This is a genomic window from Spirosoma jeollabukense (assembly GCF_054777855.1).
In genome coordinates, this window is record NZ_BAAHAD010000012.1 from 79,484 (window position 1) to 100,102 (window position 20,619).

The following is a 20,619-nucleotide window of genomic DNA, read 5'->3' on the forward strand; positions in this document are numbered from 1 at the left end:
CGTTATAGAGAATCAAAATCGAAGTCATCCAATTCGTTGGACTGCTGGATGGGAACTGGGAAAGTTGCTTGTGTTGTATAGCTCTCACCTAGAATAACATATTCTAGGGTAGCATTTAAATTAACATAGCCGTTTTGTGGACGTAATGAGGACGGTAGTTTAAGGCTACCTTTGAATGTTACATTGCCGTTCGATCCAAGTTGGCTGGGGAGGTTGAATTGACTCTTGGTGTCTTGAGCAATTGATAAGCCCCGAAGCTCTACGGCAAAAGTATTAGGGTTATGAATTCGTAACTGTACCTCCTTAAACGTTTTACCCAATTCTAAGTCCTTCGTGCCAAAATAGCTTACCAAAAGGTCGTTCACCATCACATCACTTGCTTCAGCCATCAGTACCGGCACGATGGTTTCTTCAGGAGTCAACCCCCCATGTCGATAGCCTGAGTCATTGCGGCCAAAGTAACGGTAGCCACGGGCTGCTACCCAGTCGTCCTGATTGTGAGTCATCGACTTCGTCAGGTGGTAGGTTTCCTCAACGTCTAGTTCCTCATCAGCCAACTTGCCGACCAGCTTAATACAACGTTCATGCGGCTCAGCAGTGGCATCCTTAATCTTTTTGTTGCTGATACCAGATTCACTGCGTAAGCAACGGGTTGCGCCATGATCCGTGGAAATAAGGAGACGTGTTCGACGGTCAGGAGTTTGGCGCATAGCCATTGCTAGTAACCCAATGCGCTTATCAAGCTCTTGCCCGATGTGCTCAGCCCGTGTTCCCTCTATTTCTCTGTCTTCTTTATGTTGATACGAATCAAGTTCCCGCCAATGCAGACAACATAGGTCAGCATCAACTGCAAGGGTATCAGCAAAGTCGCGTACCTGATTAGCAAAGACAACTCTATGATCAGGATATGCCTGCACCAACGCTTCTCTGCGATTTACAGGGATAAAGGAAGAAGCATTAGGCCGAAGGCCGTTAAGCAGCGCCGGTATGCCTATGGCTGTTATGGTTGGCAAGGTTGCTAGCGCATATTCTACTTTGACTTTGTTCAGACCATGCTTTTTCAAGGCAGCTGTTAAATGCCAAGTATAAGCATCAGGTAGCCCATCGACTATAAGCCAGATTAGTCGGCTATTAGTAGGGGAAAGTAGCCGCTGGGCTCGTTGGCGAACGTTGCTGCTTGTTAAAATGCGCTCATCGTCAATGAGCGTTTCATAATGAGCAAAAAGCCAGTCGCCATACGTATTAGCGTATTCCTCAACTTGGTAAACTAATTCGACCGGTGGCTGTTTCATAAGGTCAAGCCAGAACTTGTAAGGAATAAAGCTGGTAGTTGCCCATTCCTGCCACATTCGCAGCTGTTGCGGCAAAGCTAGTTGTGAGAGGTCAGCCGAAGTTGGAGGTTCAAGTAACTCAGGTATAACGAGAGCCCGAAGCCGTCCGTGCAGGTAAGTTTCGTTAGATAGAATATCCGCATAGCGAAATTCTATACTTTGCAAGATTGCAGGATTTAGACTGATTCCCGTAGAAATCAAAGCCTGCAATTCACCAACGTAGCGTCCTTTCAGGACATCCAGAATTGGCGTGCCTTTCTTTAATTCAACACTGACCAACTGAATAACTTTCTGCTCTAATTTAAGGTCAGCTTCTGTAGCTTTAAACGGTCGAATGGACCAGCTTAATAGGTTGAGTTGTTGTAAGTCAGAAAGAGATACCTGGTAAGTCTTTTTAAGCAATAAAGCATTTTCATGTTCCCAGTCTGAGATTAACTCAGGCAAACCACCCAAATAAATGCCTTCTGCCAAAATTCTGGCAAAGGTAGCGTCGGCTGCTTTAAGTGGCTCAAGCGCAGGCGGCAACGAATCTAAGTATTGACTCCAAAGCTTGCGAAGGTAATCCTTATTTAATGAGGGTGGTTTCTGCGCTACAAAACGTGCCAGTGAATATACAGTAGCAGGTTCAGTAGTGATTACAGAATGAAATGATTCACCAAAGAAGTGCTTAGCGATACCTATTAAAGTAGGTTCTACATCATTACTTAGAAGCAACCCAAGTTCCTGTACAGCTTTATCAGTGAGGTCTGAAGGAAAGGCAACATTAGGCCACCGGTCTCGCAGCTGTGCTAATGGTAAGATATGTGTAGCCAGCGTTGTGGGTAGGTCATCAAACCATTGAGTCCAAGGTTCATGACGGACGACAACATCGCGGCCCGGTTGGTTTGGACTCCGGATGAAAGCAAGCAGAAGTTGCCGGGCAGCTACATAGCTAGCATCGTCCGTCACTTCTAAAGCGCCAGAGACTGGTTGGAGGCCAAAAGGATCTATATAGATTCTCATTGTACCGGCGCTACGGGTGTCAATTCGTTAAGTAGGTCATTTAGCAACTTGCGTTGCTGTCCAGGATTTAAATCCTTCTTTTCGCAAAAATTCCGAACAAAAGCACTCAACTCCTCTCGTGCCTCGGCTAATTTTCGGTCTTCAGGGAAGGTCCAAGCTTGAATAGTAGCAATAGCTTTATTCCAGCTGCTCACAAACACCCTCTGCTGGTCCTTATCCCAAAGGTGATGGTTTGGGGGTAACTGTAGGTAGATGGCCACTTCCTCAACCAGCTTTCCCAAGTCGGATTTTGTTCTTACTGCATGCAACATTAATCGAGTTAGGGGATCCGTAAGTAACGTAGCATCCGCATCTGCCTTAACAGTATAAGCTTCTTGACGTAGTAAGTCATCGTAAAGTGCGCTTTTGTAATCAGCTTCGTGCTTATATTTACCTTTTTTGTCTAGGGCTGATACCAATTCAAGCAAAGGGCGACTGTAGCTGTCGATTCTTGTCTTTAAGCTTCCAATCTTGGCTAGTAACCCGGGTAACTCTTGAACGTTTATGTCTTTTAAACCCGGCAGCCCCCATCGTTGAGGTAGGGTTTGGGTTAGTAAATTATATAGGCTTTCGCCTGATGACAGCTGATTAATTAATAGCGCCTCATCAGAAGTTTTGTTAGCCCAATCAGCCTCCCGAGTACGAGCGGGTAAATTACTATACCACTGCGTAAAAATTCCTTCTCTGAGTACTTGAACTGTATTAGTTTCTTTCAGACCAAACAATTGCCCTATCTCAGAAAAAAAATCCGTCTCAGCTAACAGTGGCTGCCAGGCATTAATGAGTCCATAGCAGCGCCGGTACTCGGCGGCCACCGCAGCAATCTGAGTATCGGTCCACTCCTTCCAATTAGTTGGAAGGGAGCTAAGTAAGGGGTTTTTTTCTATCCAGCGCCGCGGAATATTATCGAGGTATAGGGTAGCTGTTGGCGCAGTAGAGTCAATATTTTCTAACAACCACTTTGCTGCAGGGTCTTCGAAGGGGTGGTTCTGTTTGAGTTGGCCTAATCCAATCCACCAGTCCTTGAAAAGGTTGGCAAAGTCGATTTCGGTGGGGCACTTACTAGGCAAAACTTCGAAGACCTCACGTGCTATATATTGCAGCACCTTCAAAGGGTCGAGGGTGAACTCCTCGACAGTTTTCTTGTAACCCTGAAATTCTTTGACGTATTCTGACTGACAAAGGTAGAGGTTGCCTTCCCAAGTGTGCAGTGGCTTTGTTGTCAGTTCAGAAGTGTAATAAGATAGAATATCTTTTCCTACCGGCCCATTCTGGATGAGTCTAATCCATTTAGCTATGTATGGGTCGGAATAGGTAGCCATCCGCTGGGCTGTCGTTAAACCAGAAAACCATTCTTTGGTGATCAACTGGATATCATCCGTACCAACGTTCTTTTTTCCAAAGACTGTTTTGGACATTGTTTCTAACGTTTCTTGCCGAAACAGTTTGTCCGCATCAATTGGAAATTGCTTGAACTCTCGTAACTTCTTAAGCAGCTTGGGGCGGTTCGCAGGGTCATCTTCAAAAGCTTGTTGTGATGTAATACCCAGCAGGCTGTTAGGCAGTGTTTCCAAGAAAAGCATTCGGGCCTCTAGCTCGGGAATGTTTTGCTGTAGGGCGGCAATAGTTTCAAAAAATGCGTTGACTTCTCCACCTTTGCGGGTAATCAGTGCTTTTTGCAAAGACGTCATAGGAGCAACAATACCTTGGAATTGACGGGCAACTTCTGCGAATGAAGTAGCTGAACTCTTGCCAAACAAGTCGCGAAGCTCGCGTAAGTATCCCTCTTCTTTCGGCGACATGTCCACCCGCCGAATGCGGTAATCAGCCGGCTTCTTAAATAAGTCTTTGAAAAGTTCAGCGTCCTTTTCCTTTACCAGCGCACCTTTATAGATGGTTATTTGAAGCGAATGAAACCGGTCATAACAGCCAAAGAAGAACTTAATAAGATGTTCTGACAATCCATACGGAGCTTGCAATAAGGGACTAAATAGCTCCTGTCCCGAAACCCCAACTTCCTTTCCTTTAAGTACTTTATCAAAGTGTTTAAAAATGGCGGCCTCCGGCGTATTGGCCTCCGGCGATTTAATTTCTCCGTATTGAACACTCTTTTCACGTGCGGTTTGCTTGGTTAAAGTGAGTTTATAGAAGAAGTGTTCTACTATGCGGTCATGAGCAGCATTGCCTGGAGTATCGAGTGGAATTCGCCCAGTTGGACTGCTATAGATGTTGGCGAATGCTGCATCTCGGTCCTTTGCTTGTTGGGTCCGCTTCACAAACCATAGCGCAGCATCCTTAACTGTAGGAACCTGAGAAAACCGCTCCTCTACTTTTTGCTCAAACCATTTGTAGAACCCACGGGCATTACTAAAGGGCTGCGGAGTAGCCTCTGTAGCGTAATGCCACAACCAGTTATTTGGCTCAAATGTGCCAGTGATTAAGCTGCGTAACTCTCTTTCGGTGAGGCGAAACTGGTCTGTTACCTTATCTTTTCGGGCCGGGTTAAAGGCAATTTCTTCACGCAGCAAGGCAGCCTCTAATGCCAAGTACTTTAAGGTTTTCTTTTGTAGTTCGCTAAACAAGAAAGGGTCTTGCGGTTGAGCATAAAATACATATGGCTGCATGGATTTATTGGCAAGTATATAGTTCGCCATTTGCTCCTGAACCTCTGGTTTTTCACTCACTATGTGGAAAATATAGCCAGTTGCTGGCCAATTTTCATTTTTACCGCTATAAAAATCAGCCAGCTTTTCCAGCTTTTCCTTAGCGTCTGAAGCCTGGGAGATTTGTACCACTTCATAGCGCCGTTGCGCACCATAACGGTCATTTTGCTCGTCTGAAACCAAAGCAGGGCAAGGTTCAAGACTTTTCCAAACGTCCAAGCACTTAGGTAGCTTCAAGCCTGCTAATTTAGCTTCTTCTTCCTTCAGCACACTGTCAACAGATAAAGTACCAGCCGAAGGAAAGTCGTAGGTGTCGGTGGTACGGTTATGTTCTAACCAACCTTTATCAGCTAAGCTGTTTAGGAGTCCATCAAACTCAGCATTACGCGAGGCAGGCCAGTTTTGTGCCCAAAGCAATAGGTCCCGGCGTGGAGCGAGGTGATTGTCACGTACAACCTTTAATAGAAGCACGTTGCGAAATAGGCGCTCAGCATCGACTTCTCCTGTTACGTTAGCAAGTGCAGTCTTGTAATCATCGAGCGAGTTACGGATTTGCCCAAATTTAGCATTTATTAGATTCGTCTCGAAAAAATCGAGTAGCCGGTCAGGTGTGAACAACGTTGGACGGCCGTTGTTATCCGTGAGTGGCTGAGTATTAAGAAAATGTTGTAACCCCCCTACTTCTAGTTGGCTAGGACTAAGAAAGTTGAACATTGTTCGCGTATTCTGGGCGTATTCGTTCGAGAACTTGGGGAGAAGTCGGGCGGTCAGAGGATGAAGTGGGAACAGGTTCTCGACCACGTTATGGCTTATCCATTGAGCCGTTTGCTTGCCGTAAAGATTCTGCTTGCTTACTAAGTCAACAGCGTTGCTAGCATAGTCGTCAGAATTTAATAATTCGTCCAACTTTGGCTTTGTCTCCTTCGAACGAATGAAGACCGTTCCCATGATTTCAGTGGCATCAGTAATCTCAACGTCATCACCTGTTCCGTCCAATGTGTCTTTCGTCGCCCCAAGCGAGTGTGGGTCGAATCTTCCAGATGTTTTTTCCAGATTCTTTTTCTTGTCTTCTAGTAAGGCATATGGGTCTTGATGAGTTGCAGCTATGAATAAAATGTTTACTCCCTGACTACCAGCTCGCTTAACGCTCTCAATAAACTTCTGGATCGGCAGGCCAGACCCTTCGTCAGCGTTAATCAATCGACCGAGCATGTCGCCGAATTCATCATACAATACAACAATGCCACGGTAACCTTGAGATGCAATGTTTTTCGCAGTTTCCTCGTACACTTTATAAGCATCCGCTACATCTGACTCATCAAACGAATTACCTACTATAGTACGAAAGAAGGTTTTGAAAGTGAGATAAGAATCTGGGTCCAAATCACGAAGCAACCCAACAAAGTCTTCTATTTTAATCCCCCTCAGTTTTTCTTCAAAGTGCTGGTAGGCTGTGGGATTAGTTGCTTTCCAACCTTCTAAAACTTCAGCTGCTCGTTGGTACATGGTTGGGGGGCGGAAAATCAGACCTTGCTTGTCAAGAGCAGTAATCAACCCCTTCATTAGTGCTTGTCGGAAATCACTTTCACCATAGTTCGGGATAACAACCAAAAATCGGTCGTCGCGCTGAGTCAGCGCTTCCAATTTCGTACTCAGTCCATCCTTTATCTGAGACTCCTTGTCAGAGATTTTTTGCAAGAAGGGGGCAAGAGCCTCCGGACTGTTATTGCCGAGCAGATGGGCCATCATCAGCATCAAATATGACTTACCCGTGCCATACGATGCCTGAATAAGATGAAGCTTATGGTCAGTATTTGTTGAAACTGTATCTAATATAGCTTTCATTACGCGCCGCGAACTGCGATTGGGCAGGTAGCCTTCAATCTTTTGGTCGGGGGCAGTGAGGTTGTATCGGAAATCGTTTGATAAGTCAATCTCGGCTGAAAAAGCTGTTGAGAGTTGAATTAAGCTGCTCAGCGTACTCATAGTATCATACAAAGGACTTAGTATCGGCTAAATTGAGGGTATGCTGTGGTTGAGGCAGCACTTGTCCATACACCGCGTTGAATATGGAGAAAACCCGTGCTGAGTAAAGCAAAAATACAATTGGGTGCTTGGGCTCCAACACAACCAGTTTTTGTACAAGCTGCTTTAGAAACCCGGGATTGTTCAACCTTGGTGCAACATAAAGTTCAAGATTCAGAAAGAGGCAGGGAGCACCTTCAGCCAACATCCTTACCCGCTCTATTAATAGGTCATCAGTAAGAATCAGTCTACCGCTATGCTTTGCTGAACCGTCGACTGGCACAAAGCCAGCTTGCCTACTTTGGTTTATTACGTCCTCAAAATGGCTACTAGCTAGTACTGCTCCAGTTCGTTTCCGCGCCCGATATACGGTGGCTAACAATTCTTCAATTCTCTGCATAATACTTCTCGACAAGTGCTAGTGGAGAACCATTGAAGGGAAGTTCCACCATGTTTAGATTGGCTACTTGTACGCGCTTCACCAGTCCAAGATGGGCTAAGTCGTTTAGCCGGTTTTCTATGCTGTTTGCGTTATAGCCAAAGAACTTTCCTATGTTGCCAGGCTCCTCTAGCAACTCGGTAATTGTGATGGACTGTCTGCCGCGCCGATTATCATACAAGATATAAGCTAGTAGCAGTGGATGAACGCCGTAAGGGTCTAGACGCTCTATCCTATCGTTATTGATGAAAATCATGCGCAGCTTCTCAAACGCATCCGTATCGGTAAGTGCTTTGAAAGTCTTATTAATAAGTCCGTTAACGTAAGGCTTTCTGTAATTTGTCTGAATGTCGTTCGCTGAGGCCCAAAGCTTAAAAGCTTCTTGAAAACCAGTCAAGCTTACGACGTTATCAGTACAATTCAGTAGGTAAAAAAGGACAGGGTTATGGTCTCGAGCGGACCAGTGGTATAAGCAGAGCCATTTGGAAAAATCCTCAACCAAGCGCTTATCTGCCTTCCTAATTAATTCTCCAAGCTTTGTTAGCTCTTTTGTAGTGCTCGCTAAGTTGAAGTCTTTAAGATAGTCAATCAGGCCCCTTACTTTATTATCACCAAAGCCGGTTTCATTGATTAACACTTGTTTTTCAACTCCCAAAAGGTTGAAAACTTGCGTGATTTCCCTAAGAACTACTCCGAAGCCTTGGTATTCGTGAAGTGTTTGCATAGAAGGCTACTATATAAAGCAGGCAGCACAGCCCTCTGGTTCATCATCTAGAAGCTTATCCATAAGGAAGGGCGAACTGTTAGCTAATTTCTCAACCCGTTTTTTCTGTTTTTGAATGTACTCTCTTTTTATTTGCTCAATTCGTTCAGGCTTCATTAGTTCAGCTAGTGATTCCCGTTCGCTCCACGTGTAGCCTTCTTTCTCATACTTTCTTGCCTTTTCAAAAAGCTCCGGATGTTGCTCATAGAGCCAGACCCACTCGATTTTTTGTTGAAAAAAGCAGAAGTAGCAACCAGACCGGCTTCTCGAATACGTTCCTTTCTCGCCATCTACCTCAAATTCACGCTCTTCATAATACTTTGGAATACCAACGCCACTTGTTTTCAGCAATGCGAAGATGTCATCCTTAACCAACACCTTTGTATCAGCAATCACTGGAAAGTCATCTACCTGAGAAAGTGGATAGTTAGTTGTTTTTATGTAACTAAAAACCAGTCGGTTAAATGCTTCTGTATCTGCATTTAGTAGGAGGTCTAACTTTTTCTTCGCCGAAAACCGCAGTGATAGAGGTTCACCAATAATTTGACGAAATTCATCATCAACTATGACTAGCCCAGCCTCTATCATGCTCATAAGTGGCTTGATGTTAGAATTAGCTAACACTTTGGTTATAACATCTTCACTCCAAATATTTTTCCGAAAGGGAAAAATTGACTGAATGTTACTCTTTTTAGAGATATAACCTTCACGCTGTTCGTCCCCCCGTATACCGACATAAGAAACAACTGGGTCATTACCTATGAATGTCTCAAACGGACGTAATTTTAAGTTTTCGGTACACCAGCGGGATTGAGTGGAAGGTAAGTACTTAAATTTGCTTTTGTAAAGCAATTCAAAAGGGCCCAATTGGTGATTCTCGGTGTCTTTCGAGTGGGTCAATCTGATAATGGGCTTACCTAAGTAGCCTTCCAATCGCGTAATCAAGTCATACGTTTCTTGAAGCTCCTCACCAGTATCTGCGGTGTAATACTCAATATCTATCTCAGGATAGTTATCCTTCATATAGATGGCTAGGGCAGCACTGTCCTTGCCTCCAGATATACCTAATACGTGTCTAACTTTCTGACTCATGATAGTAGTAGTTCATTAAGCAGGTTTGCCACGATAGCTAAGTTCAATTGCTTATCATGTTTTAGGGAACCTAGTCGTTTCATCAACATGTCGGTATCCTTCTTTACAATATTCTCCTTGTCTTTGGGCAATCTGATAACTGCCTTTTGGGCTCCGGCACCAAAAGCATTTAATTCGATACCAACGACAGATTCTAAACTAGGATCGATGTTGGTGGCCGACAAGCTAGTTAGGCTATCCAAGTCAAGTAACATCCGCTGAAACTTATCATACAGCACCATTTCATCTTCATCGCTGATAACATCTAATGACTTACCTATAACAGCTTGCGCCATAGCACTGAGCCAAGCATCACGGTCGGCACTAGACGAATTTAATCGCTGCACGAAAACTCGCTGGTTTGGCATGAGCATCGGCTGACTCAACTTCCTGAAGCGTTTTTGCAAAACTGCCTTGTACTCCGAAAAGGGAAGAGGTTGACCTACAACCTCTTCCTGAATGAAGCCTTCGAAACGAGTCAGTAACTCGGGATACGCATGACGGATACTACGAATTGCATTCTCAATTTTATGAATGTATTCTGATAATGACTCCTGCGAGCTGAGAAGAATATTTAAACTGTATCCTAATGCAGAAGGAAAGTCTTCAAAAAAAGTTTTTTCAGGGTCTACTGAGGTAACAATTGCGGTCCTTAAGGCAAGCACTTCCTTCTCAAGGCGCTGGGTGTTTTTGGCGTAGGCAGGTAGTTGGCGATGAAAGGACAAAAAAGGTCGGATTGTCTCAACAAATGTCTGGTTATCAACAAATAATCGGTCCTGTTGTTGAAGAAATGTTCGGTAGCTATTAAGAAGGTCTAACTTGACTCCTTCAATGTCAAATGTTTTTACCTCATAGTCAGATGGGTATTTTATAACCAGGTCAAGGGTCTCATCAGATAGCTGGGGAATATATCCTTTATCCCCAAATAGGGCATAGTCGTCCCGCTTCAAGAAGAGGAAAGTAGGTATCCAGAAATCAAGAAACCCCTGTTTAAGTTTAAAGGGTGACGCAGCCAGCTTTTCATATAAGCCCGAAATAGCTCTGCGACGCTCCTTTGCGCTCTGCAAAAATTGCTCCGAAACTTTCCACAGCTGTTGAAAACGGTTGGGATCAGGGTGTTGCTCGTTACGACTGCCAAAGCTGGTAGAGATACCGTTGGCTTTGAGCAAGGTTAGGTAAATGGTCTTTTCAGGGGGAAACTTACTCTTTTCAAACCCTAGGTCAGGCTTATCCCAGTTTGTTACTAGCGCTTTAAAATACTGGCGACGAGCTGTAAAAATTGAACTCGAGATAATATGACGGTTTACCAGTTCATTCTTGAAAATTGGGGCGCTCGGGTAGATGTCCTGACAAACTCTAGATAACAGTTGGTTGAAAAGCCGTTGTGAATGAATAGCCTGCCTTTCACCTTGCCACAGCCAAGTAAGGTGCGTCGAACCAATAAAAAGATTGCCGAGAATAAAATGGTTGAGAGTTTTACGTGCCGCTTCAATATTTTCATCTAGTAGGCGTAGAGCTATTTTGTCATCTGTGTTGTCGACTTTTACCTGCTCCAGCTTTTGCAGTTCGTAGAGTAAGTCAATAATGTCACGTGTGTTTTCGTAATGTACGAAAATCAGCGCTTGGTCGGAGTGTGCAGCTGAATGCACCCGGACCGTTTCGGCCGACAGGTTTTCATTAAAAATCAGGTAAATCAAGCCATCCACTTCACCTATTGGATAATCAGCCCGCAGCTCATCCGTAATGACAAACTTAAATTGGCGCGGGGTTCCAAATTCGTAGGTATATGCTTTGGCCAAAACAGGTGGCAGGTCGTCGTAACGCTGCAAGAGAGCTGCAACTGCGTCACTTTTAGCAATCTTCTGCTCAACTTCTATTAAGGCTGCTTCGACATCTAAAGTAGTTCCATTGTTTGGAATAAAGCGTTTGGCATGTGCCCGGTATAGAATGATTTTGTGTTTCTTCAGAGCTTCAATCAGATCTGCGGCATTCACAATACCCAGCGTAGTCTTAGCATAGCGTATTAAGAAAGTCTCACTCAAGTTGCTACCCTGAGCTGCGGTGATGTTCAGCAAGCCAATAGTCTTGAGCAGATTCCGGTAGGCTTCAATGTCTTCTGAAAATATTCGCTCAATTTCGTCCAAGCCGTTGCGGATTGCTGACCAAGCGGCATAGTCTGGGTTAAATTTTGATTGGAGATACGAATAGAAATTGAAAAATAAGTAGTCGTATACTTGCCCGATGTGATAGAATGCAGCAGGTCGATCACGTCGAAACTGTTTTAAACTTGTGTGGTCTGATGCTTCCAGGAAGGAAAATAAACTGCGCTCGTTCTGACCGTAACGTTGTAAACACAAAGTCAGTACATTAGCGGCTAACAAATCAAGCGGAAAAAGGCTTGTAGCAACTTCTTCCGCATATGCGGGCTTAAGGTCAAACGCTCGCGTGTCATTGAAAATGAGGACTGTCTGTAGTACTGCTTCTTCTTGGTAAGCATCGCGCTTGTCGACGTTTAAGTAGGTAGCGGCTAAGCGAAGCAACTGCTCAATTGGCTCATTAAAAGTGATCTCTTGGAAACGACCCTTGACTTTATTCCATTCTTGCCGTTGTGGTCCACTCAGTCCAAAGGCATAAGCATCAAAATTTTGATGTACCGTTGTAATGAGTAATATATTGTGACTCGGATTAGCTGCAAACTCGGCAAGACTCTGTAAGAAATAAACAGCTGAGTTGGGATCATGAGCTGCTGCATGCTCCAGAAACTTACCAAACTCGTCAATCAAAATAATAAGACGACCATTCTTCAAGCTCTCCTGATGTTGGTAGTAAAGTGCAGCTAGGATGGTAGAACTACCAGCTCCTGGTTCCAAGCCATATCGCTCGGCCATAATGTTGGCAAGCGACTGGTATTCACCTATGAAGCGAACGACCTCGGTAGGACCAGCACCGAATAGCTTATCCCTAAAATAAGGCTTGTTCTCATTTATATTTTGCTCGAAAGCCCACAGGAAAGCACTTTTTCCCGTTCCGTATGAGCCAATAAGCGTAAAAGCACGAACACCATTATGATAATCGGCCAGCAATTGCGAAACAATGCGCCGAGTATTATCCGTTGGGATATAATTTAATGCCCGGTTGGCATCCCTATCGATGTTTACCGAAGGGCTAAATAAGAGCTGGGACATAATAATCTCTTAAAATTTTGTACTTATCAACTGGTTTCTCACGGAACTGGAGTTCACGTACACCTGCTTGGTCATTATATGTGATAAAGTCATACTGGCTTACCAACTGTTCAATCTTTCGTCGTAGACCCGAGCGGTTCATCGCGAAAATAGCACATGGCATGTCAGGGTCATTTTCTAATGTGTCCAAACTCACAGAAAGGCCGATGCTGGGTGAGTCTAGAAGGCAGTAAAGAATCCAATCAGCTGGTATATCGTCTCGATCTAATGGAGTAATAACGTACACTGGGATCTCTCCTCTCCCATCCTCTGTCTTGCGGGGAAAAGAGTGCACCAAATTCAGCTCTGTTAAGATGCCTGAAAAGCTATCTTCCCGATCTTTAGATTTCGCTCCCTTACCATCTGTGCTACGATAGTACATTTTTAGAAATACACCGAAGTCATCACTGATACTTTTTGGGCTTATGGCAAAGCCTTCTTCCCGCCCTTTTTGCTCAACGAACCGTTCATAATCTTCCTTAGTAAATTCAATTTTACGCTTTCTAAACTCATTGAAGATTATCCAGTAGGTAGATGCAAATCGGGTCCGGACTAACTGATAATGAAGTAGCCACAAAGTAGCATTATCTTCAAGAAAGGGGTCAAAAGGAGGTAACTCGTCTTGACCCCCGAAAAGAAGGTGCGCGAGTTTGGTAGGCTTGTCGGTTATTTCATCGAGCATTCCGAAGGCCCGTAACCAATGTTTGATGGCTCTTACCATATTATTACCCACGCCAAGGATTACAGGAGAATCTTCAGCGGTGAATACTCGATTCTCCATCAAGTAGTCATACCCTTTTTTTAGCCACAACAACCGGCATTGAAAGCTATCGTGTCCACTAAAAGTGAATTTATGTGATTGAGGTATAGCTGTTTGTGCTATCATTAGTAACCAATAGGACCAGTTAAGCTTAAAAGTAAAAGAGTAAATCTAACATAAAAGTGCTTAATTCCTTAGTCTTATTTGATTTTCTACTAACCCTAACCTACTTCACAGGTAAAGCAATAAAGCGATGCATATTGGCACACAAGCCTTTGTGGATAAAATTGCATAGGCAAGAAGAACTCTAAACTAAAGCTTATTTATAAAACACATCATCGAAATTGATGCTGGTATGTCACTTTTTGAACTTAGTCGCAATTTGTATTCTAATACTTACTCACGGATCAACAACTTACGATATCTATATGTAAAATCGAATGTGCTCACGCAACTGATTTATAAATTTCAAACATTTCTGATTACATAATTAATGTTGAAAGAAAGAATAGAGGAGAACCTACTAAATATTCTTGAAATGGCTCAGGAAACTATATTTGAGCTGTTGGCTTGATTTATTTCAATATTGTCTTATTATTAAAATGTATCAAGCCAACCTGTTTAAGGAATTCAATTTAAAATCATAGTCAATGTTAAAAGATAGTAATTAATTCCGGCAACACTCCGCTTTAGTCCTACCGCTTTTAATTCACAGTTATATAATGTTTAACGCAATCAAGGAAATCGCATTCAACAATAAATATAACTAGCAAAATTGTTCTAAACATAAGATTTCTATTTAATTCTATTACATAAAATATGCATCATTGGTTAATTCATATTGAAGTTATTCATTTGGAGGATTCATAATTAGTAAAAGCAGTTCTAAACACTTCAATCAAATAGGTTTTTTTATTTAATAAAATTGTCGAAGCTATTTGTTCCAATTCTACGTCGGTATAGATACTGAAACGTTTACTTAGCAATCTTTTTGTGCGTTGTGTAGAAAAGCGAATAGCAAATTTGTTAAATTCATTTATATCATCTCCACTTTTAATTATTGTATAGACGTCGCTTAGAAATCTTAAGACATCAGCAAAAGCTCTCACACCTTGCGAATTGTAGATAATTCGCTTATCTTCAAACAAAATTCCTTCCCAAAAAGACGAAGCAACAGTACCAAATTCATCTAGTTTAGAATCGGTATCTATAAAAAAATCATCTTTTCCAAATAAGTTAATATCTCCATAGTCTAAAATGTCCAGCACTTCATTTAAATTTTCGACATAGATATTTTTTGTAGATATAACCATTGATTCAGTACTTCCTATTTTTAAATTATTAAGTAGTGTTTCAAAAAAACGATTGAAAACGCCTTTTTGACCAACCACAGTGTAAAACAAATAATACTTTGGATTGAATTCTTCAAATAATATCCTTCTAACCTCTAAATATTTATCCCTTAAATTAGAGTTCACAATAAGTTTCTTTATATTAGCTAGCAACGATTTATACAAATTCGATTGAACGTCAAAAGCATTTAGTTCTGATAACTTTTCGATTACTTCAGCATAAGGCTTTGCTTGTTTAAATATTTGGACAATAGCTTTTAAATAAAAATTTTCAAAATTTTCTTGAGCAACTTCTAATACTCTGTAATCGTAAGTAAATAAAATACTATCTAAGCCATTGTAATCGTCTTCGCTCATTTCTTGAGCAAATACTTCTCTCGAAATTTCTTTTTGCTGTAAATAAGTGTTGAAAGAAGTTTCTAAAGGAACTACTTCACTAAATTCACTCTTGCTTTTTATTGTACTATCAACAAAAAAGTAACTATTTAAAATATTAATAAAATTGGTGATCTTACTTTTATTTCTATGATCGTCAATTGTAACTAGACGCTTCCCAACCAGCTCATCACTTATAATTTGATGTAATGTCAATAGACCTGTTAAATGCGGTAATTCATGTTTTAAGCTATCACCATGCCAATCGATTAATGCCGAAGGAATGAAACAATCTGGTTCTTTTGATGTTCCATCTCTATTTACTGACTCTACTAAAGATTGAACACACAAAGAGGCTAAATCTTTGTCGTCCATCAATATTCTTCTAACCAATCCTACTGATTTCGCATTCGTATTTATATCAATAAAAACTGTTCTTAATACTTGAACTGGCGTTAACGAACTTTTTGTTTTTACTAAACGACTTACATCAAGAAAGATGACATCCTGAATAGCGGAGTAAAATGCTGAATTTTCCTCTCTTGCTTTCAATAGAGCCTCCAACCGATGCTGACCATCTATAACTACAGCATAGAATTTGACTTTATCCCAACATAATATATTATGCTCAAACACTTGTGAAGTATTATAAAAATAAAGACCGTCGACAAGGCTATCATTTTTTTTTGCAATAAGTAATTCTTTAAATTTCAAATTAATACTATAAGCAGATTTGTCGAATACTAATTCTTTAATTGAATCACTTTGATCTGCAGGATAATTATATGTTTTAGAAAAACTACCGTCTATTTCCCTCGGCAATAAAGCCACTATTATAGGTGGGAAGTATTTTACATCTCTTCCTTGAGCTGCTAAATATTTTTTTGCTATTTCATTAATTCGGCTTTTATCAACTTCTCTTTGGATAATTTGGCTTACAGGCCATTCTTTATCTTGACTCAACGTTTCGTACAATGATACGTCTGATTGTAACTCCGCAACATTTAAAGTAGCTAAGTAAGTTTTGATAAATTCATCTGTGCCAAAACCACCAGTGCGAACGGAATAAACGTTTGATAGATTTATACCTTGTTGCTTAAATCCTTGATTCTCAATTTCGTCGAAATTGTCTAATTCATTCATATTAATCCGGTTTTATGGTTAAGCCAGGTTTTACCCTTCTTGAATATATTTCTTCAAATATGTTATTAATTGCCCTTTCTGTTGGATTATATTTAACTTCCTTATAACCTACCCAAATATGCTGTTCTGGAATACCACTTTTTATTATTTCAGGAATCACATTAGTTTTTGCAGTAAAATGTTGACTCAGTCTTGAACGAAGATTATTTGCTTTTCCCAAGTAAAATGGTCTTACAAAACAAATTTCCTTAAAAAAATCATTAAAAGATATTATATTAGATCTACTCAATAAGTGTGTTTCAAGTTCTGAGTTTTTTTTATCACTCAGCCCAAACATATTATTGTTATCTCGAAAACCTTGTTCCCATATTTTCGCATGGAATTTATATAATCCTCTGATTTCTTCTTCTATGTAAAAGTTCTTTAACGAATATTCTTTAAGGATATCTATTAAATCTTTCGTCTTTATTAGATTCGCATCAAAGTCTGGCCAATATACCCACTGATAAATACCATAAGATGAAGGAATTCCATCAATTGGGTCATCAATATTTTTTTTCAAATAATCTAATTTATTAAATGTAAAGCTATTATACTTCATATTTTTATTTATTCAGCCATTAAGTTATTTTATTTAGATACTTTACTTTGTGGTAGACTCTTACTCCAACCTATTTTTTAGTATTTGGCTTATTTGCGAATGATCGTAGCTAGTATTAAATAACCTTCTGATAACCTTATTAATTCGATAACGAGTTCAAATCGCTAGTTTAAATCCATGTAGTTCATCACCTTTGTTAAGTTCAATTAGTAGTTGAGCTAGTTGCTGAGTAGATAAACGAGTTGGTGTTCCTGTTCTTTTACCTTCTTGCAAGGACTGGTATCCTTGCTGTTGATATTTTTTAAGGGTATTACTTACCCAAGGTTGAGTTAATCCAAATACCTTAGCAATAGCTTCTTGTTGCCATCCGGCCTGTCTTAATTCAACACAGCGCCGCCTAAGCGCCTCGTAATCCCTTCGTTTATAAGTTGCCATTATAAGACAAAGTTACTTATATAATATACTTACTCACAAACCGTTCAATACACTAGTAGCAATTTAATCGCGACTGAAGTAACCCTTCTTTCAACGGGATACTGTTAGCAAATTTACTCCAAAGCTACTGAATGAGCCATCAAGCGCAGAAAAGCAGTTTGATGAGTGACTTCTTAAGATACAATATATAGAGAATCATCGAAGCGACTAAGTCAATCGTCTTTTAAATTCATATTAAATTTAATCAGCCCAAGTAGCGAGTACAGTGTGTACTAAATCCACCTCTGAGGAATTATTCATCTGAAGTGTGTCGTCATAATATAAAAGCTTTGTCAGATCGTTAGAACGTCGCTTTAGCTGACAGCCTGCCAGTCTTAATTATGGGTTTCGGCTTTGATTTCTCTAGAATTTCCTTACGTATTCTACGGTGCTTGCACAATAAGATTAATTCATGACGGGTCAACTATGAATTCGTCCAATTAAAGGCTAATGAATCCTATTAGGTTTACTAGATAAATATCTGATTTTCAAAATATTGTGTACGACATAAGAGTTTTGGGGAAATCGTTCACGAAAACCCTTCGACGAATGAACAAGATTTCATGGTTTCCCGCCCTGCCCGCTCAATTGATTATAAACCCGAAACCGTTCACGAAAAGGTCGCCTATCCTGAACGGCTACTAAGAAAAGTACAAATCAGTATAAAACGGGGGTAAAGTGTTCTTATTTCAAATTTATCGGTAAAATACTATTACCAAGATAGATTTAGGCTGGAAGCCATCACTTCGATATTAACGCTATTTAAAAAATAATGAACCGTTAATCGTCAAAATACAAACTGTGAAAATTGTACAATTCTTAGTCAAGTTGTATAACTAACTTTATGTAAAGAGATTATTTAAATAAGGCCCAAATAGTCAACGGGATATCCGTATTTAAATAGTTTTATCATGACCCACGTAGATGCATTTGTTCATTTTTCTTGAGGTTCATCATGGCTTTTTCACTTGGATCGTTGCCGAAAGATTCTGATCAGATCGTATTTCACAACCCCCGAAGTTTGGTGAATTATCTGGTATTGGACAATTAGTGATTATGTAAGGTGAACCTATATGAATGTCGTAATAATTAACCCCCTTTGGCCAAGATAATGTCAATTTTATTACTCCAGTTTGGTCAGTCACGTTGTTGAGTGTTTCCAGATCATATAGGCGGGTAGAACTCGTCTTGAATCCTGTTAAAGTGATACCAACTCCGGGTAGTGGTTTTCCAGTTGTGTCCTGCACGGTTAGTACCAATTCAGACTTTTTGTTAACGGCTAGGAAACAGCCGCTTACTAGCCAGCTTACAGCACTACATAGGATCAAGCTACTAAGCAACAGCCGGCTGAAATGATTGAGCGACATCTTCATGATTCCAAACATATGGTGAAACTGATTGATGTTGCATAAGTGCAATTATGTAAAATAAACTACTTTGCTTTAATCCAACCCAGATTCGTTTGCCGGAACCCCCAGTCGGTAGGAGGATATGAAAAATGAATTTGCAAGCGCAAATGACCGTGTTGAGCTGCTTTATGAAGAAAGGTAACTTTTGCTCGGCGGTCATAGAAATCATTTACCCATAGTTGATCAATTTGACCCTTTACTAAAGAGCCTCTAACAGCTACCAGCGTGTCATTGGGATAAGTAACAAGAAGACCCGTTGTAGCGTCATCGACTTGCCCTACTGCTCGAACCGATATAGTGCTCCCTTCTCCGCTTTGGCTTTGACTAGCTCCGACGTAAAAAGTAGTATCCCTCGCAACACTAGCTAAGTCGATAGTAATATCTGGAAGTCCATTAGTGTACAAGAAAGTGGCAAAAGCTAATCCTAACACACCAATCAGTACTATAAAGCCTAGCAACGCACTCTTGGCCACCTTAAAAATCGTTTGGATGGTCGTTTCAGTAGTCTCTTCACGTTTCATTGTGTTGTATAATCTACATTATGTTTTGTAATACAGGTTGTAAGACAAAATTGCGGTCTGTCTTACACCTGTAAGACAACCGTTTTTTTAGAACTTAATCGCGTTTTCTAACTGATCCGCTTCCTTTCGTAAATAATCTCTAGTTTCTGGATCGTCTTCCACGTTCAGTTGTTGATGAAGGATTAAGTAGCGAGCTTTTCGGCTAGTAAAGGGTTCGCTGGTCATAAACTCCTCCAGCCACTGACTAAAATCAAGTAACTCAGCTTGCTGATGGGAATAGGTGAAATAGTCCGTGAAACCAGCCTGAGCCAAATTAGACCATTCGTATTTTGGGAGCGGTTCAATGGGATGGTCAAAGAACTTATTCAATACATACGTATTGGCACAGAAGGTTTGCCCCATTTTCGCTTTTGCGTCGGCCAGCTTACCCCCTTTAAAAAGTAGCAGAGCCCACTCAAACAGAAAGTCCGGAAAGCCAATATCGTCGGAAAAAGTTTTGGCGAACCAGCGGGTATAGGCCAATCCCCCTTTGTAATCGGCCAGCTGGATGTAATAGCGGGTGGGTAAATAGCGCAGTCCACGGGAATCATCATACCCACCAAACTTGCGTTTCTCGGCGGCTAAAGCCCGTTTAATATCGGCTATTTTTCTGATCAGCCGTTGCACTTGTTTAGGCGTCATTGGATGAGGCTGGGTAAGGTAAACTTAGTCGTTACGACCAGGCACCGGCTAGGTGTTAATTCATTGACCACCTCTACCGCAAACTGGAAAATAGTATCCATTTTCTAACCGGCCCATCTTGAAAAAACAATACATTCATCTAGTGTAAAATTAGCGTCTGTTCACTGTGTCTTATTGGTTAAGTACAAACAAGTGGCAGAATTTTCTCGGTCGAGAAAACCCTTGATCGACCAGGTGGTTTTGCAATCTGTCCAGGGGTCTCACACCACAGCGTAGCATTCCTTCCGACACTTAACTCGTTCAACAAAAGCAATTAATCGCACGCATGACAATTGAAACGTTCAATTTAGCCATCACAATCGGGGAGATCGTTGGAGCTATTCTCTTTCTAAGGTATGTGTGGAAGAAGACCGATTGGAAACAGGAGCGCGAATTTAAGCGGCTCATGGATACCAGGGATTGGGATAAGCTACCTGAAAAGCCACGCTCACCGAACCCACAGGCGGTTACTCCTGGCTCGGGGTCAACTTCTCATCGGTTTCCTCTTGAGTAGCCAGTTCCACGCTTTGGACGAATTCCTCCGTGGAAATCGAGTGAATATAGGGATCATCGAGTTCATCCGCCGAATCAGGACTGGTGACGGGATTATCTTCATTCATACGCGAGTAAGTGTTTAACATTCGGGA

At 41.3% G+C, this 20,619-nt stretch carries 12 protein-coding genes; 1 reads left to right on the forward strand and 11 read right to left on the reverse strand.

Annotated features, from left to right (window positions below; all coding sequences use genetic code 11):
• Window positions 1-2: 2 nt before the first annotated feature.
• The 11 genes from ACYVEA_RS28820 to ACYVEA_RS28870 form a co-directional block, all read right to left on the reverse strand.
• Window positions 3-2,333: a hypothetical protein gene (locus tag ACYVEA_RS28820; protein ID WP_461116879.1), complete on the reverse strand. Its 2,331-nt coding sequence runs from the start codon at window positions 2,331-2,333 to the stop codon at window positions 3-5.
• Complete coding sequence (locus ACYVEA_RS28825) at window positions 2,330-7,021, reverse strand: hypothetical protein (protein ID WP_461116880.1); 4,692 nt, start codon at window positions 7,019-7,021, stop codon at window positions 2,330-2,332. The genes ACYVEA_RS28820 and ACYVEA_RS28825 overlap by 4 nt, the downstream gene beginning before the upstream one ends.
• A gap of 425 nt (window positions 7,022-7,446) precedes the next feature.
• On the reverse strand, window positions 7,447-8,223 hold the full coding sequence (locus tag ACYVEA_RS28830; RefSeq protein ID WP_461116881.1) for a DUF4007 family protein: 777 nt from the start codon (window positions 8,221-8,223) through the stop codon (window positions 7,447-7,449).
• A gap of 9 nt (window positions 8,224-8,232) precedes the next feature.
• On the reverse strand, window positions 8,233-9,354 hold the full coding sequence (locus ACYVEA_RS28835; RefSeq protein ID WP_461116882.1) for a phosphoadenosine phosphosulfate reductase domain-containing protein: 1,122 nt from the start codon (window positions 9,352-9,354) through the stop codon (window positions 8,233-8,235).
• Window positions 9,351-12,578: a hypothetical protein gene (locus ACYVEA_RS28840; RefSeq protein ID WP_461116883.1), complete on the reverse strand. Its 3,228-nt coding sequence runs from the start codon at window positions 12,576-12,578 to the stop codon at window positions 9,351-9,353. The genes ACYVEA_RS28835 and ACYVEA_RS28840 overlap by 4 nt, the downstream gene beginning before the upstream one ends.
• On the reverse strand, window positions 12,559-13,503 hold the full coding sequence (locus ACYVEA_RS28845) for a DUF4007 family protein (RefSeq protein ID WP_461116884.1): 945 nt from the start codon (window positions 13,501-13,503) through the stop codon (window positions 12,559-12,561). The genes ACYVEA_RS28840 and ACYVEA_RS28845 overlap by 20 nt, the downstream gene beginning before the upstream one ends.
• A gap of 725 nt (window positions 13,504-14,228) precedes the next feature.
• On the reverse strand, window positions 14,229-16,247 hold the full coding sequence (locus tag ACYVEA_RS28850; RefSeq protein WP_461116885.1) for a ParB N-terminal domain-containing protein: 2,019 nt from the start codon (window positions 16,245-16,247) through the stop codon (window positions 14,229-14,231).
• A 1-nt stretch (window position 16,248) separates the two neighbouring features.
• Complete coding sequence (locus tag ACYVEA_RS28855) at window positions 16,249-16,809, reverse strand: hypothetical protein (RefSeq protein ID WP_461116886.1); 561 nt, start codon at window positions 16,807-16,809, stop codon at window positions 16,249-16,251.
• Between the two features lie 195 nt (window positions 16,810-17,004).
• Complete coding sequence (locus ACYVEA_RS28860) at window positions 17,005-17,283, reverse strand: helix-turn-helix domain-containing protein (protein ID WP_461116887.1); 279 nt, start codon at window positions 17,281-17,283, stop codon at window positions 17,005-17,007.
• 1,471 nt (window positions 17,284-18,754) lie between these two features.
• Complete coding sequence (locus ACYVEA_RS28865) at window positions 18,755-19,252, reverse strand: hypothetical protein (RefSeq protein WP_461116888.1); 498 nt, start codon at window positions 19,250-19,252, stop codon at window positions 18,755-18,757.
• A gap of 87 nt (window positions 19,253-19,339) precedes the next feature.
• Window positions 19,340-19,933: a hypothetical protein gene (locus ACYVEA_RS28870; RefSeq protein WP_461116889.1), complete on the reverse strand. Its 594-nt coding sequence runs from the start codon at window positions 19,931-19,933 to the stop codon at window positions 19,340-19,342.
• 325 nt (window positions 19,934-20,258) lie between these two features.
• Here ACYVEA_RS28870 and ACYVEA_RS28875 point away from each other — a divergent pair, with 325 nt between their 5' ends.
• Window positions 20,259-20,486 (forward strand): hypothetical protein, encoded by a 228-nt coding sequence (locus tag ACYVEA_RS28875; RefSeq protein WP_461116890.1) that lies wholly within the window; start codon window positions 20,259-20,261, stop codon window positions 20,484-20,486.
• Window positions 20,487-20,619: the final 133 nt, after the last annotated feature.